The organism is Sphaerospermopsis kisseleviana CS-549, from assembly GCF_028329225.1.
Taxonomy (GTDB): domain Bacteria; phylum Cyanobacteriota; class Cyanobacteriia; order Cyanobacteriales; family Nostocaceae; genus Sphaerospermopsis; species Sphaerospermopsis kisseleviana.
The window spans coordinates 19,273-33,976 of sequence record NZ_JAQMTI010000197.1 but is presented as its reverse complement, the minus strand read 5'-3'; the positions used below and the strand labels follow the sequence as shown (position 1 = coordinate 33,976).

Here is a 14,704-nt window from a genome sequence, read left to right as displayed (position 1 = left end):
GATTTTGGATTTTAGATTCTAGACTTGAAAAATTCATCACACAGATAACAGACAACTCAAAAAACGAGAGCAAAAATTAAAAAATTAACCTTCTCCTTTCTCTGCGTTCTCTGCGTCTCTGCGTGAAATCAAAAAAAGTTATGCTACCAACGAAAACCCATCAGACAATTTTGGATTTTAGATTTTAGACTTTTTTATTCCAAACCCAAATCTTGCAAATACATTTCCACACCAGCACCGTGATTTGCTAAATTACTACAAACAGCTTTATGCGCTTTGACTGCTGCTTCCAATAATTCTGGTTCAACTTCTTGAATATAGTCACACGCACCTATTCCACCTCTGGGAACAGGGGCCCAAAGTCCACCATCTCCCCGCTTCCGACGCATATTTTTCTGACCTTCGATCATGATCTCCATGTCTTCCAAAATGGGATGATACACTGTTAAACCCAAGGACTGACATAGTGTAATAATGCGATCGCGTTCTTCTGGTTTTAACCAGTTCATCTCTACCGCTAATGTCGCACCAAAGGCCATTCCAGTTGTTACTGCGTGTCCGTGCATCATCTTCACCGCTGGTTCAAACCGGGGACTCCATGTATGTCCATAAGCATGGGGACGATCTTGATATGTTTCAAACATATTTGTTCCCTCATGTTTCATATAGGAGAACAATGCACGGTAAATAATCTCGTCTGCTATTTCTGCTAACTCTTCATCTGCGTCTACAGTCGCAAAATGTGTCTCTATCAACCGGGGTCCGTATTTTTCCAACAACTCAAATAAAACCGCATCATCGGTAATGGCCATTTTAATAATTTCTGCCATCCCATTCCGAATATGTCCAGTTGCTAAGGTGCGGAAAAAACTCCGATCTACTAAGGTTAGTACGGGGGGATGATATGCACCAATACTATTTTTGAACTGTTTACCGTTGGTACAAGTGCGGGGTGAAGGACCTGCGTCAATAGCTGCTACTACTGTTGTTCCCACCATGATATAAGGTGTCCGACGATGTTGTAAGGCACAAGCTAAACCCGCAACATCGCTTAACACACCACCACCTATAATTAATACAGGTTCGTTGCGGGAAACATCGCAACCGTCTTTTCCTAAAAACCCTAATATTTTGTGTACTGTTTCCGGGGTTTTGTCTGCTTCCCATGCACGACATACCATCATTTCTAATGGTATTTCATGAGCATCAAAATATTTTCTAACTTGCTCACCATACAACTCGTTAACTGTCTGGTCTATCACTGCTACACAACGACAACGACTATTATATATGTTAGCTAAAATCTCGTTTCCTGGTTGAAAAACTCCTTCTACTACTTTGACTTCTGCTGTTAATGTGAATGTAGCAGCAACTTCAAAGGAACGACCATCTTTTTTATGTGCTATTTCCCCAGATCCCGTATACCACTGGGATGTGAGGTACTTTTCCCCATGTGTGAATCTGATGGTGTCAGTCGCTAGGGAATTTTCGATTTTTTCTGATTCTACTAATAAGTTATCTGCAATTTCTGGGGTTGGTAATATGCTTTGTGGAGTCATTTCAACTGGCCTTTTTCTGATTTTTGTAATTTGGTCAATATGGAAGATCAAAAAGTTCTGCTCTTGTAGAAATTGAATTTATTTGAACAGGTCTTTTTTTTGCAAAAGCTTCAACAACATCAATCAGATAAACCGATGTTTCAGATTTAACATTTGCATCTTGCCAACAAGTCGGCTGGGTAGCAAATTTACTCATACTTTCACCGAAAATGTAACTAAATGTTAAGTTTTCTCATCTTCTGTGGTGATTTGGAAGTAAGTTTTTAGATTTAATTAATGTTCTTAATAAAGAGTAACATTTAGTTGTTGCTTATAGTTTGTGAAAAGTTTATGTATTTATTAAATTAATAGAAACTGTTTTAACTTACAAAAATTCTATTTTTTTCAGTGTTCTAGATACTTGCCAAATAATTTATTGTATGATAATCACATGATCGCCAACACATAACTCAGGAAAAATACTTGGGATTGCTTGATGACAACTATCTGCGGGTAGATATTCTTTGCTCAAATCTCAGATGTGGGGCTTGACTAATAAAACTTCCTTCACGATCCCGATATCATCTTAAAATATTGTTAATTTCTGCCAAACTCTCGACCTTCAATTTACAACCCACCCCAAAACTATTATGTCTATAGGTTACGTCGCACTTGTACTTCATGCACATTTACCCTTCGTTCGTCACCCGGAAAGTGACTATGTGCTGGAAGAGGAATGGCTTTATGAGGCTATTACAGAAACCTACATTCCTTTATTGAAAGTATTTGAAGGCTTAAAGCGAGACGGCATCGACTTTAAAATCACGATGAGTATGACACCGCCTCTGGTTTCCATGCTCCGTGATCCTCTGTTACAAGAACGCTATAATGAACATTTAGCCAAGTTAGAAGAACTAATAGAATTGGAAGCAGAACGCAATATCCACAATGGACATATGCGTTATTTGGCTGAACATTACGCCACTGAATTTAATGAAGCTCGTCAGGTTTGGGAAAAATATCAGGGTGATTTAGTAACAGCTTTCAAACAATACCAAGATACAAACAACCTAGAAATCATAACTTGCGGTGCTACTCATGGGTATTTACCCTTAATGAAGATGTATCCCCAAGCTGTATGGGCGCAACTTCAGGTGGCTTGTGAACATTACGCAGAAACTTTTGGTCAAGCGCCTAGAGGTATTTGGTTGCCTGAATGTGCTTACTATGAAGGTTTGGAACGAATGCTGGCGGATGCTGGTTTGCGTTATTTCCTCACCGATGGACATGGGATTTTATACGCCCGTCCCCGTCCCCGCTTTGGTACTTACGCGCCAATTTTTACAGAAACAGGTGTTGCTGCTTTTGGTCGTGACCATGAATCTTCTCAACAAGTATGGTCTTCGGAAGTGGGTTATCCCGGTGCTGCTGAATATCGGGAATTTTATAAGGATTTGGGTTGGGAAGCAGAATATGAGTACATCAAACCCTATATCATGCCCAATGGACAGCGTAAAAATACGGGAATTAAATATCATAAGATTACCGGACGTGGCTTAGGTCTCTCTGATAAGGCTTTGTATGATCCTTACTGGGCAAGGGAAAAATCCGCAGAACACGCTGCTAACTTTATGTATAATCGGGAAAGACAAGCGGAACATTTACACGGGATCATGGGACGGCCTCCGATTATTGTTTCTCCTTATGATGCGGAGTTGTTCGGTCATTGGTGGTATGAGGGTCCTTGGTTTATTGATTACCTGTTCCGTAAGTCATGGTACGATCAGGGAACTTATGAAATGACCCATTTAGCTGATTATTTACGAGCTAACCAGAATCAACAAGTCTGTCGTCCTTCTCAGTCCAGTTGGGGTTATAAAGGTTTCCATGAATATTGGTTAAATGACACTAATGCTTGGATTTACCCGCATTTACATAAAGCCGCGGAACGGATGATTGAAATTTCCCAGTTAGAACCAGAGGATGAGTTGCAATGGAAAGCTTTAAACCAAGCAGCGCGGGAGTTGTTGTTAGCGCAATCTTCTGACTGGGCGTTTATTATGCGGACGGGAACTATGGTTCCCTATGCGGTGAGAAGAACGCGATCGCACTTAATGAGATTTAATAAACTCTATGAAGATGTAAAAGTCGGTAAAGTTGATAGCGGTTGGTTGGAAAAAGTGGAATTAATGGATAATATTTTCCCCAGCATCAACTATCGCGTTTATCGTCCCGTTTAGTTTTTCGCAGCTTGACAATCTCTGGGTTTCCAGCCTGGAGATGATCAAGTTCCATTCCTGGTGGTTGTGACAAGAGAAATTGCAAAATTTTCGCAATTAGGTGAGTATCAATGATAGATTATTATAGATTATTATTGATGCTACCTAATTGACACAAACTATCGCAGGTTCTCAAGTCAGAATCATCATGAAATCTTTGCACCGTACCGATTTATATACCTGGTCTTGTTTTAACCCGACAAGAAATATTGATTTCAATGGCTTCGCCTGGATTCGTCCAGAGGGTAATATATTAATTGATCCAGTAGCTTTATCAAACCATGATTGGCATCATCTGGAATCTCTCGGTGGTGTGGTTTGGATTATCCTGACAAACTCCGATCATCTGCGAGCAGCTAAGGAAATTGCCAGTCAAACTTATGCGAAAATTGCAGCACCGATAGCTGAAAAGGAAAATTTCCCAATAGCGTGCGATCGCTGGTTGAGTGATGGTGAAGAATTTGTCCCAGGACTGAAAGTGATGGAACTCCAAGGTTCAAAAACTCCCGGTGAACTAGCTTTACTACTAGAGGACACAACTTTGATTATTGGTGATTTAGTGCGATCGCGTTCAGCAGATACTTTAACTATTTTATCCGATGACAAGCTGTTAAATCGAAAACAAGCTATTGCTTCTGTTCACAGATTAGCAACATTAACCAAAGTACAAGCTGTTTTAGTCGGAGATGGTTGGTCCGTATTTCGGGACGGAAATGAAAGATTAAAGGAACTTTTAGCTACTTTGTAATTCGTAATTCAACAAGATACCTGACTTCTGGAAAAAGTTGGGTATTTGATTTTCTGCAATCAAAGCAAATTCAAATTACAATAGAAGATATTGCTATTTTCGTAATGATTCAGGATAGAAAATACTCTAAGTCAGAAGAATAAAGGCTTTTCCAGTAAGTTATGATGATTTTCAGAAAATATCACTTGTCTCTATTCCTGATTTCATAAGCATTCTAACTCCTGACTCCTGACTCCTGACTCCTGAATTCTTACCTATTTTCTATTCCCATACAACTATGAATAATTTTATCAATAATAAAAAACAACTATTTGATCGTTGGGCATCAAGTTACGATTGGACATTTCCTTCTTTTATTTACCAAGCTATCCATAAAAGATTAATTTCCCACATCGAAATCCCAGCCAATGCCAATGTTTTAGATTTAGGTTGTGGAACTGGACGCTTATTAAATAGATTAGCCAGTCAATTTCCTGACTTACGCGGTACTGGTTTAGATTTATCTCCCCAAATGTTGCGGGTTGCCAGACAAAGTAATCAGCACCGTCCACGCTTAATTTATATTGAAGGTAATGCAGAATCACTTCCTTTTGCTGAAGGTCAATTTGATGCAGTTTTTAACACTATCAGTTTTTTACATTATCCTCAACCAGAACAAGTTTTAAGTGAAATTGCCAGGGTACTTGTTCCCGGTGGAAGCTTTTATTTAGTTGATATAACTGCTAATACATCCCCTTTTCAATTAATGGCAAATTCGCCGGTTGCAGTTAAATTTTATCATCAAGAACAACGTGAAAAATTAGGATCTGATGCTGGACTTTTGTGTTTAGGTCATTACTATTTATTGGGTCCAGTATTGCTAACTATTTTTGCAAAACCTAAGTAGATCAACATACAGCAGGAGTCAGTAGGGGCGAAGCCTGCCTGTCGGCAGACAGGCATTCGGAAAATAACCTGAGATAAAAATTGATAATTGTTCGCCAATATTTTAGGATTTGGCGATCGCTGTCATGAGTCGGTATAGGTTTGCGTTTATTAGTAAGTCAAAACTTTAACGCTCGATTTGACTGGGGTATTCCCTTAGTCAGCGTTGATAGAACCGGTAATAGTCAGCAAAATCCCTGATTAACCCCCCTTTCTAAGGGTTGGGGGGATCTAACTTGTGGCCACATCACAGAAAAATCTCCTGAAAAAAAATAATTGCCAATAGCGGGCTATTTTGCAGAAATTTCTGTAAAATCGAAATCTAAATAAAAAAAACCACATTATTAAGTGAATAGCTCTTTATTTTGCCATTGTTCACCTTTCCTTTTGCCTGCCCCACGAAAAGACTTTTATACCTAACGGCACGCTACGCGAACAGCAAAGCCTAGTTAGGGAACTTATGATAAAAGCAATAGTCCATTTAGAAACTTAAATTTTCAACAGCTTATGTTGCGTCGGCAAACTGTATTGTATCTACTCCTGAGTGTTTTACTCATTGGCTGTTCACCCCCAACCACCGCCGAACCCACTACTACATCAACCTCTCAAGTCCAATTACAAACCCCTAAAGGTCAAAATTTGCCAATCTCTGCTCAAGCTACCATTCCCAACGGCACAAAAATTAACCTAGAAGTCGCAAAAACACCAGAACAACAGGCTATGGGGTTGATGTATAGACCAGCTTTACCCGATGACAGGGGAATGTTATTTGTATTTCCCTCAGCCCAACCAGTCAGTTTTTGGATGTTGAATGTCCCCGTATCTTTAGATATGGTCTTTCTTCAGGATGGAGTAATCAAGTACATTGAGACCGCTGCACCCCCCTGTAAAAGTGAACCTTGTCCCACCTATGGTCCTAACGTACCAATAGACCAAGTAATTGAACTGAGATCCAAACGAGCTACAGAATTAGGTTTACAGGTAGGTGACAAAGTAAAAATTGAATTTTTCAACCCAAGTTATTAGTCATTAGTTATTCTTCCCAGTCACCAGTCCCCAGTCACCAGTCACCAGTCACCTATGAGGAATCTGTCAATTTTGTATGAAGATATTTTGGTAAAAAAACTATTCCGTAAAATATAGAGGTTAATATTTAGCAGCAGTTATCATAACATCGGATCTCGCTTTTCCCCAATGAAAAACCCGACTTCAAAGTTTCACTGGAAAAATCCTTCTTTTGACATAAGTGTAAATAGTAATCAATAGAGGACTATAGGCTATGGAATCTTGGATACTTCAGATGTAATTACATTAAGCACAAAAAACTCAAGAGAATCAAGCCAATTTAACTTATAGTTCCTGTTACTTGAGATTGGGGGAAACAAGCAGTACGAAAGTTATACGATTTTGGATTTTGGATTTTGGATTTTGGATTTTGGATTTTGGATTTTGGATGGTGAAAGTGTTTGAGGATTTATTCAGTCATAGCACAGTGACACATAAAATACTGGCTTTAGATCACTGAGAAAAGAGGAAAGGATATATGATAATACACTCTACTCAAGGAGGTGAGATACAAATGGCACAATCAAGATATTCTCGTTTGATTAATTTTCTCCAAGAAGATTTGGCGATCTCAGCCGCTTCTCTGTCTGTGGCTTTGCGTCATCGGGAGCAGGATACAGGCTCTTTAACCATGATCCTGTGGCAGTATGGGTTGATTACCCTAGAGCAGTTAGAACAAATTTATGATTGGTTGGAGACTGCATAGGTAAGCAATGGAATACTAGAAAATCCATTGCTGGTAACTATTCTGGTCAATATTCTGGCGGCTAACTGTATGCAAATTCAATATGAAACGGTTGAGCTAATTCAGGAGAAATAAGGTATGTCAAGTCAACTCTGCCCTGGGCAAAGTTTGATAGATCGAAAAATTGATGCTGAGAATTTTGAATTATTGACATCCAAATTAAAAGGGCAAGTTGATCAAATCACTTGCCCTTTTATTGTTAGAAGTCAGGAGTCAGGAGGCAGGAGTCAGAAGGCAGGAGGCAGAGGGCAGAGGGCAGGAGGAAGTTGATAACCCAGTCCCCAGTCCCCAGTCACTGACCTTATCCAAAAACCTTAGCAGCAGCAGCGATACCAGCACCAGGGGTAAAGTTTTCATACCCAACTTCTGCCAGTACAATTTCTAATGATGCGATACAACTGAGAATATCGCGATCGCTCACAAATCCTAAGTGACCAATACGGAAAATTTTATTACTCAGATGGTCTTGACCACCAGCTAAAGCAATATCAAACCGCTTTTTCATCAATGACCGAATTTTATCCGCTTCCATTCCCGGTACTGATACAGCGGTAATAGCTGGACTAGCGCATTCATCCGCTGCAAACAATGGTAAATTTAAAGCCTTCATCGCTGCACGAGTCGCATTTTTTTGGCGTTCATGACGGGCAAAAATTGACTCTAAACCCTCTTTTTTCATCATCCCCAAGGTGGTGTGTAGTGCCACAATTAAGTTAACTGGGGGAGTAAAAGGAGTTGTATTTTTAGCTGTAGATTTGCGATATTTACCTAAATCTAAATAATATTTTGGCAACTTCGCAGTTTTGTAAGCTTCCCAAGCTTTAGGACTTACAGACACAAATCCTAAACCGGGGGGTATCATATAGCCTTTTTGAGAACCGGAAGCCACTACATCCAATCCCAAAGCATCAACAGCCACATTGTAAGCACCCAAACTGGTGACAGCATCAACAATAATTAAAGCTTCCCTATGTGCTTTTACATGACTATTGATAGCTGCCAAATCATTGATTACACCTGTAGAAGTTTCGCTGTGGGTGATAATGACAGCTTTAATTTCTTTGTTGGTGTCAGCTTGTAAAATTTCTCCAAACTTAGCCGGGTCTAAAGGTTGTCCCCATTCTGCGGTGACAACTTCCACATTTAAACCAAAAGCTTGACCAACTTCTACCCAACGTTCACCAAACTTACCATTAGAACCCACCAAAATGCGATCGCCAGGAGACAGAAAATTAATAATTCCCGCTTCTACCGCACCAGTACCGCTAACATTCAGCATCAGTACATCATTTTGGGTTTGGTGCAGCCATTTCAGGTTTTCTGTCACCTCCCCCATCATGTTACTAAATTCACTGGTACGGTGTCCAATGGGGTGTTTAGCCAAAGCTAGTAAAGCTGCTTCTGGAACTGGAGTAGGTCCAGGAATCATCAACATTAACTTATCGTCCATTATCTCTATCCCAAAAATCCAATAAGATTCAAAATCCTTTGAGGATGATTTAATTCTGATGGCAAATTTTAGACATTCATCTACAAATTCAATCAGTCTGTCATCAGAAGATTATAGTACCTGAGAGAGTCACATCTGCTCTAGGCATAAACTTAAAAATTAAAGGCAAAAAGGCCAGCTTTCGGCTTTCCTTTTCACCTTTCCTCTTTATTTTTGATCAGAAACCACTTGATTGGTAATTGGTAATCGGTAATTGGTAATACAATTTTGGATTTTGGATTTTGGATTGTTTTTGACAATTCCAATCTAAAATCTAAAATCTAAAATCTAAAATTTTCTTTCCCAGTCACCAGTCCCTAGTCACCAGTCCCTAGTCACCAGTCCCTAGTCACCAGTCACCAGTCCCCAGTCTTATTTACCAAAAAGCTGATTAATTGCCAATTTTGGATCTGGTTGTTTTACCAAAGACTCACCAACGAGTACAGCTGATGCTCCGGCTGTTTCTACTATACTTAAATCCTCTGGTGTATGTAGTCCTGACTCACTGACGACTAAAATATTTTTCTCCTTTAATTGACTACCTCTTGCTTTCAGTAGTTCGCAGGTGGTTTGGAGGTCAACAGAAAAATCTTCTAGGTTGCGATTATTGATACCAACTAAAGAAACACCATCTAAAGCTAAAACTCGGTCAAGTTCTTCTAAACTATGTACTTCAATCAAAGCCGCCATTTTCAGAGCGTTGGCAATTTTAATGAAATACTGTAAATCCTGATCACTAAGAATTGCCGCTATCAATAGAACTGCATCTGCGCCATTCACTCGCGCCAAATACATTTGATAAGGATAAATAATAAATTCCTTACATAATAATGGTAAATCTACGGCAGCACGGACTAAAGATAAGTTATCAAAACTACCTTGAAAAAACTTTTTATCTGTGAGAACAGAAAGACAACTTGCACCACCTTCTTCATAAGCTTTAGCAATTTCTACCGGGTCAAAATCTGCCCGTAAAACCCCTTTGCTGGGGGATGCTTTTTTTACTTCTGCGATTAATGCAGGTTTAGTTTTTCCTTGACGCAACGCAGCAACAAAATCACGGGTAGGAGGTAAGGAAAGAGCTTTTTTTTGCAGTTCTTTTAACGGCAATTTTTCCCGCATTTGTTCAACTTCTGTTTCTTTATACCAAACAATTTCTTCAAGAATATTATTTGGTTCAGCATCCTCTAATACTGCTTGGTAGCGAACAATAGAGACATCAATAGCTGGACTAGGTTGACGACGACGAATTTGCATACTGGTGACTGGGGACTGGGGACTGGGGACTGGGCACTGGGGACTGGGGACTGGGGACTGGGGACACTTCGACAAGCTCAGTGCATCGCTGGGGACTGGGGACTGGGAAGATTTATTCTTTTCCATCAAAGTAAGCACAGATTTTAAAGGATTAATTTCCCAATCACCAATCACCAATCACCAATCACCTAACTAGCGATCGCTCGTTTGTAGGCTTCATCTAACACTTCTGATAGTGTAGGATGGGCGTGAACCAAATAAGCCAAATCTTTTACAGATTGACGGTTAGCAACTGCGGCGGATGCTTCGTGAATTAAACTGGAAGCGTGTGCGCCGAAAATATGCACACCTAACACCTCACCTGTATCTGAACGATAAATTACTTTAGCAATACCATCGGCTTCGTTTTCTGCCAAAGCTTTAGAATTACCTTTAAAGTAACTCTTACTGGTAGCAATTTCAAACCCTTCTGCTAAACCTAATTCTTGGGCCGCTGTTTCTGTTAAACCCACATAACTCACTTCTGGATGGGTAAAAGCTGCTGCGGGAATACTACGATAGTCTACCGTTTTGTTTTTACCCAGGATATTTTCTACAGCAATGATACCTTGAGCCGAAGCGGCATGAGCCAACATCATTTTACCGTTAGCATCACCAATGGCATAGAGGTTAGGAACTACTTCACCTGCTGACAGCACCTCCATGCCATCATTTACAGGGATAAAATTCCGTTTATCCAGTTCTACACCCACAGATTCTAAACCGAGATTTTTAGTAGTGGGGATGCGACCTGTAGCTACTAAACAAGCATCAACTTCTAAAACTTCTAAATCTTCTTTTGTTTGGAAGTTTGCTAACTCAATGACAACAGGAGAACCAGGAATTACCCTTTTAGCGTATATTCCGACCTTAGTTTCAATATCACGGGGAGTAATTAAAACTCTTTCTGCCAGTTTAGCAATATCCCGATCAAATCCTGGCATTAACACATCCAGGGCTTCAATCATGGTAACTTCACAACCCAAAGCAGTGTAAACATCAGAAAATTCTAAACCGATGTAACCACTACCAATAATAGCGATCCACTGAGGCAGAGATTCTAATTTTACACCTTGGTCACTGGTAAAGACTGTTTTACCGTCTATTTCTATTCCGGGAGGAACAAAGGGAACAGAACCAGGAGAAAGAATAATATTTTGAGCAGTGATAGTTTTGTCACCACTATCCGTCATCACGCTGACTTTCTGTGAACCAGCGATTTTTCCCCACCCCCGGATAATATCGACCCCCAGACGTTTGAGACTGTTGGTTAAGTCACCTTGAATTTTCGAGACAAGATTATTAGCATGATTAGCGATCGCTTCTCGTTCAAATTCTACACCACCAATTTGAATCCCCAAAGACTTGAGATGGTGGGCGTTACGTAACTCCCGCACCTTACCAGAAGCAGCTAACAAAGCTTTGGAAGGAATACAACCTCTGTTAACACAGGTTCCTCCCATATCTCCAGCTTCAATAATCGCTGTTTTCAGACCATAATGAGCAGCGTGTAGGGCTGCGCCATGTCCACCTACACCTGCGCCAATAATCACTAAATCGTAATCAAATCCAGAACTCACGTTAGTTTCCCCGTTTCTTTAACCTACTTATTTTTAACTTCATTCCCCCCGCTAAAACAGTTCACTTAGTGCGATCGTGTTCAGAATGGGGATAACCTTAGAATTATAGTTATATTTGGATGATGGATTTTTCATGACATTTTGCCATTTTACCTGATTTCCCGATCATCTAAACTTTTATGCTTACAGCACACTAAGCGTTAGCATTCAACCCACCTTCCGCACCCTAAACCTTGTAGAGACGTTGCATACAACATCTCTACATTCTTTTTCAGAGAGGTCTAATTAGTTAAATTCGTGACTTTTTCAAACCTTGGATTTCTGAGGGTGTAAGGTTGCGCCATTCACCTAGTTGTAAACCAGTTAATTGTAAGTGAGCAATACTCACCCTGATTAATCTTAAAGTGGGAAATCCTACCGCAGCAGTCATGCGTCGCACCTGGCGGTTTTTCCCTTCTGTGAGAGTCATTTCCAGCCAAGCTGTAGGAATATTTTTCCTAAATCTAATCGGGGGGTTGCGCTCACTCACTATAGGTTCTTCTGAAAATAGTTTAACTTGGGCGGGGCGAGTTCGGTAATCTTGAATTTCTATTCCTGTGCATAGTTTTTGGATAGCTTCTGCATCAGGAATGTTTTCTACCTGCACCCAGTAGGTGCGTTTATGCCCAAACCGGGGGTTAGCAAGACGATGCTGTAACTGTCCATGATTAGTTAACAACAATAAACCTTCACTGTCCCAGTCTAAACGCCCCACAGGATAAACATCAGGCACATCAATATAGTCTTTCAGGGTAATGTGTTTAGGCGATTCTTGGGTAAATTGACTCAGGACACCATAGGGTTTATGAAAAATAATATACTTAAATTCATTGGTCATTATCTTGAAAAAAAAACGGAGAAGGAGGGATTCGAACCCTCGTTGAAGTTTCCCCCAAACAGACTTTCCAGGTCTGCGCCTTAAACCACTCGGCCACCTCTCCAGGTGTCATGAATTTTCATTCTAAACCAAACTTGTAAAAAATGCAATGATTAGATCAAAGATTTTTACAATAAATCTACAATCTCACATTCTCTAGCAAAAATCAAGATGGTTCAGACCCATACAGTCAAAGTTCACAACCGCCAAACAGGCGTATCACATACCCTGCAAGTTCCAGAAGACCGTTATATTCTGCATACAGGGGAAAATCATGGCATAGAACTGCCTTTTTCTTGCCGGAATGGGGCTTGTACAACCTGCGCTGTCAGGGTAATCTCAGGAGAAATTTACCAACCAGAAGCTATTGGTTTATCCCCAGATTTACGCCGACAAGGTTACGCTTTGTTGTGTGTGAGTTATGCTCGTTCTGATTTAGAAGTAGAAACACAAGACGAAGACGAAGTTTATGAACTTCAATTTGGGCGCTTTTTTGGTAAAGGCAAAGTCAAAGCGGGTTTACCTTTAGATGAAGATTAGAGGCAAATAATAAACAATGAAGATTGTCCCAAGGTGCAGCTACTTACAGGCTAAAATTGCCGTATTAGTATCCTATTTGGGTATTTGGGCGCAAAAAGTAGCAATTTTATCTTGTTTGTTGTTGTTGGTCAGTTGTCAAGGCAAAAATCAGCCAGCAAACATACCCACAGTAGTCACAGTAGCGCGGGTTGTCAGCGGACAAACTTTAGAAGTGCTGGGATTGGGAGAACAACCAAATATAACTTCCCAAGTCCGCTTAATCGGTTTAGATGCGCCTGATTTACGTCAGCGTCCTTGGGGCGAGGATGCTAAAGCACTTTTAGAAAAGTTAATTAATGATGGTGATGGCGGGAAAAAATCTCTCAAGTTAGAGTTTGACCTGGAAACCAAAAACAGGTTTGGGCAAATCTGGGCTTATGGGTGGAAAGATCAGGTGTTTTTGAATGAACAAGTGATCAAACAAGGGTATGCTCTATTTGTGGGGCGATCGCCTAATCACAAATACAATCAACGCCTAGAAAATGCCCAACTTTGGGCAAGACTGATGGGACAAGGTATCTGGAACCCAGATAACCCCATGCGTCAAACTCCTGGTGAATATCGGCGGATGAATAAGTGATTGGTGATTGGTGATTGGTGATTGGTGATTGGTGATTGGGTTATTAATCCTTCCCATCTCCTAGAACTCCTAGAACTCCTGAACTCCTAGAACTCCTGAACTCCTAGAACTCCTGACTCCTGACTTCTTGAACTCCTTCTCATGACTAACTTACAAATTTTTCTCGATATCGCTACCGAAGCTGCCTTATCTGCTGGTGTGGTTTTGCAAGATTATTTAGGTAAAGTAGAGGATGCTATTACCGAAAAAGGCAGACCTGGTGATTTAGTTACCGCTGCTGATAAAGCTTCTGAAAAAGTGATTTTGGAAATTATCAACCGTCACTTTCCCCAACATTCCATCCTCGCGGAAGAATCAGGAAAATTGGGAAATCAAACCAGTGAATATCTCTGGGCTATTGACCCTCTAGATGGTACAACTAACTACGCCCATCAATATCCCTGTTTTGCTGTTTCCATTGGTTTGTTGATTCAGGGAGTGCCAAAAGTCGGTGTAATTTATGATCCTTTCCATAATGAATTATTCCGGGCTGCTGCTGGTTTAGGTGCAACACGCAACCGCAGACCTATCAAGGTTTCTCAAACTTCTGAACTGAGTAAAAGTTTGTTAGTAACAGGATTTGCTTATGACCGCTGGGAAACCAAGGATAATAACTATGCAGAATTTTGTCATCTTACCCATCTTACCCAAGGCGTAAGGCGTGGCGGTTCTGCTTCTCTAGATTTAGCTTATGTTGCCTGTGGCCGTGTGGATGGTTATTGGGAAAGAGGTATTGCACCTTGGGATATTGCTGCTGGTATAATTTTAGTACAAGAAGCTGGGGGTCAGGTGACAGCTTATAATGGTGGAGATTTACAAATTGATTCTGGCAGAATCCTGGCTACTAACGGTTATATTCATAACAGTCTGAGTCAGAAACTAATGCAAATTTCGCCTTTGTCAGCTTGGTAATATGGGAAAATTAC

At 40.4% G+C, this 14,704-nt stretch carries 14 protein-coding genes and 1 tRNA gene; 8 read left to right on the top strand and 7 right to left on the bottom strand.

Annotation, left to right across the window (positions count from 1 at the left end; genetic code table 11):
* Positions 1-194: 194 nt before the first annotated feature.
* Positions 195-1,559, bottom strand: a complete 1,365-nt coding sequence (locus PN497_RS16055; protein ID WP_272110683.1) for a sedoheptulose 7-phosphate cyclase — start codon at positions 1,557-1,559, stop codon at positions 195-197.
* Between the two features lie 34 nt (positions 1,560-1,593).
* Entirely contained in the window at positions 1,594-1,755 is a 162-nt protein-coding gene (locus PN497_RS16050; protein WP_190346260.1) for a hypothetical protein, read from the bottom strand.
* A 433-nt stretch (positions 1,756-2,188) separates the two neighbouring features.
* On the opposite strand from PN497_RS16050, the gene PN497_RS16045 reads away from it, so the two are divergent.
* The 5 genes from PN497_RS16045 to PN497_RS16025 all read left to right on the top strand — a co-directional run bounded on the left by PN497_RS16045 (position 2,189) and on the right by PN497_RS16025 (position 7,260).
* A complete protein-coding gene (locus PN497_RS16045) occupies positions 2,189-3,778 on the top strand; it encodes a glycoside hydrolase family 57 protein (RefSeq protein WP_096566483.1) in 1,590 nt (529 codons plus the stop codon).
* Between the two features lie 187 nt (positions 3,779-3,965).
* Entirely contained in the window at positions 3,966-4,565 is a 600-nt protein-coding gene (locus PN497_RS16040) for an MBL fold metallo-hydrolase (RefSeq protein WP_096566481.1), read from the top strand.
* Between the two features lie 277 nt (positions 4,566-4,842).
* A complete protein-coding gene (locus tag PN497_RS16035) occupies positions 4,843-5,451 on the top strand; it encodes a class I SAM-dependent methyltransferase (protein WP_096566479.1) in 609 nt (202 codons plus the stop codon).
* A gap of 545 nt (positions 5,452-5,996) precedes the next feature.
* Complete coding sequence (locus tag PN497_RS16030; protein WP_096566477.1) at positions 5,997-6,515, top strand: DUF192 domain-containing protein; 519 nt, start codon at positions 5,997-5,999, stop codon at positions 6,513-6,515.
* 517 nt (positions 6,516-7,032) lie between these two features.
* Positions 7,033-7,260: a DUF2949 domain-containing protein gene (locus PN497_RS16025; RefSeq protein ID WP_096566475.1), complete on the top strand. Its 228-nt coding sequence runs from the start codon at positions 7,033-7,035 to the stop codon at positions 7,258-7,260.
* Between the two features lie 340 nt (positions 7,261-7,600).
* Here PN497_RS16025 and PN497_RS16020 read toward each other — a convergent pair whose 3' ends face one another.
* From PN497_RS16020 to PN497_RS16000, 5 genes are all read right to left on the bottom strand, one after another.
* Entirely contained in the window at positions 7,601-8,749 is a 1,149-nt protein-coding gene (locus tag PN497_RS16020) for a pyridoxal-phosphate-dependent aminotransferase family protein (protein WP_096566471.1), read from the bottom strand.
* 411 nt (positions 8,750-9,160) lie between these two features.
* Positions 9,161-10,045, bottom strand: a complete 885-nt coding sequence (trpC, locus tag PN497_RS16015) for an indole-3-glycerol phosphate synthase TrpC (RefSeq protein ID WP_096566469.1) — start codon at positions 10,043-10,045, stop codon at positions 9,161-9,163.
* Between the two features lie 188 nt (positions 10,046-10,233).
* Positions 10,234-11,664 (bottom strand): dihydrolipoyl dehydrogenase, encoded by a 1,431-nt coding sequence (gene lpdA / locus PN497_RS16010; protein ID WP_096566467.1) that lies wholly within the window; start codon positions 11,662-11,664, stop codon positions 10,234-10,236.
* 289 nt (positions 11,665-11,953) lie between these two features.
* Positions 11,954-12,541: an rRNA large subunit pseudouridine synthase E gene (locus PN497_RS16005; RefSeq protein ID WP_096566465.1), complete on the bottom strand. Its 588-nt coding sequence runs from the start codon at positions 12,539-12,541 to the stop codon at positions 11,954-11,956.
* 16 nt (positions 12,542-12,557) lie between these two features.
* Positions 12,558-12,644: transfer RNA gene (locus tag PN497_RS16000), tRNA-Ser, on the bottom strand.
* A gap of 107 nt (positions 12,645-12,751) precedes the next feature.
* Between PN497_RS16000 and PN497_RS15995 the strand changes: the two genes are divergently transcribed.
* From PN497_RS15995 to PN497_RS15985, 3 genes are all read left to right on the top strand, one after another.
* Positions 12,752-13,120 (top strand): 2Fe-2S iron-sulfur cluster-binding protein, encoded by a 369-nt coding sequence (locus PN497_RS15995; RefSeq protein ID WP_096566463.1) that lies wholly within the window; start codon positions 12,752-12,754, stop codon positions 13,118-13,120.
* 16 nt (positions 13,121-13,136) lie between these two features.
* Positions 13,137-13,739: a thermonuclease family protein gene (locus PN497_RS15990; RefSeq protein WP_096566461.1), complete on the top strand. Its 603-nt coding sequence runs from the start codon at positions 13,137-13,139 to the stop codon at positions 13,737-13,739.
* 141 nt (positions 13,740-13,880) lie between these two features.
* Positions 13,881-14,690: an inositol monophosphatase family protein gene (locus tag PN497_RS15985; protein WP_096566459.1), complete on the top strand. Its 810-nt coding sequence runs from the start codon at positions 13,881-13,883 to the stop codon at positions 14,688-14,690.
* Positions 14,691-14,704 lie beyond the last annotated feature (14 nt).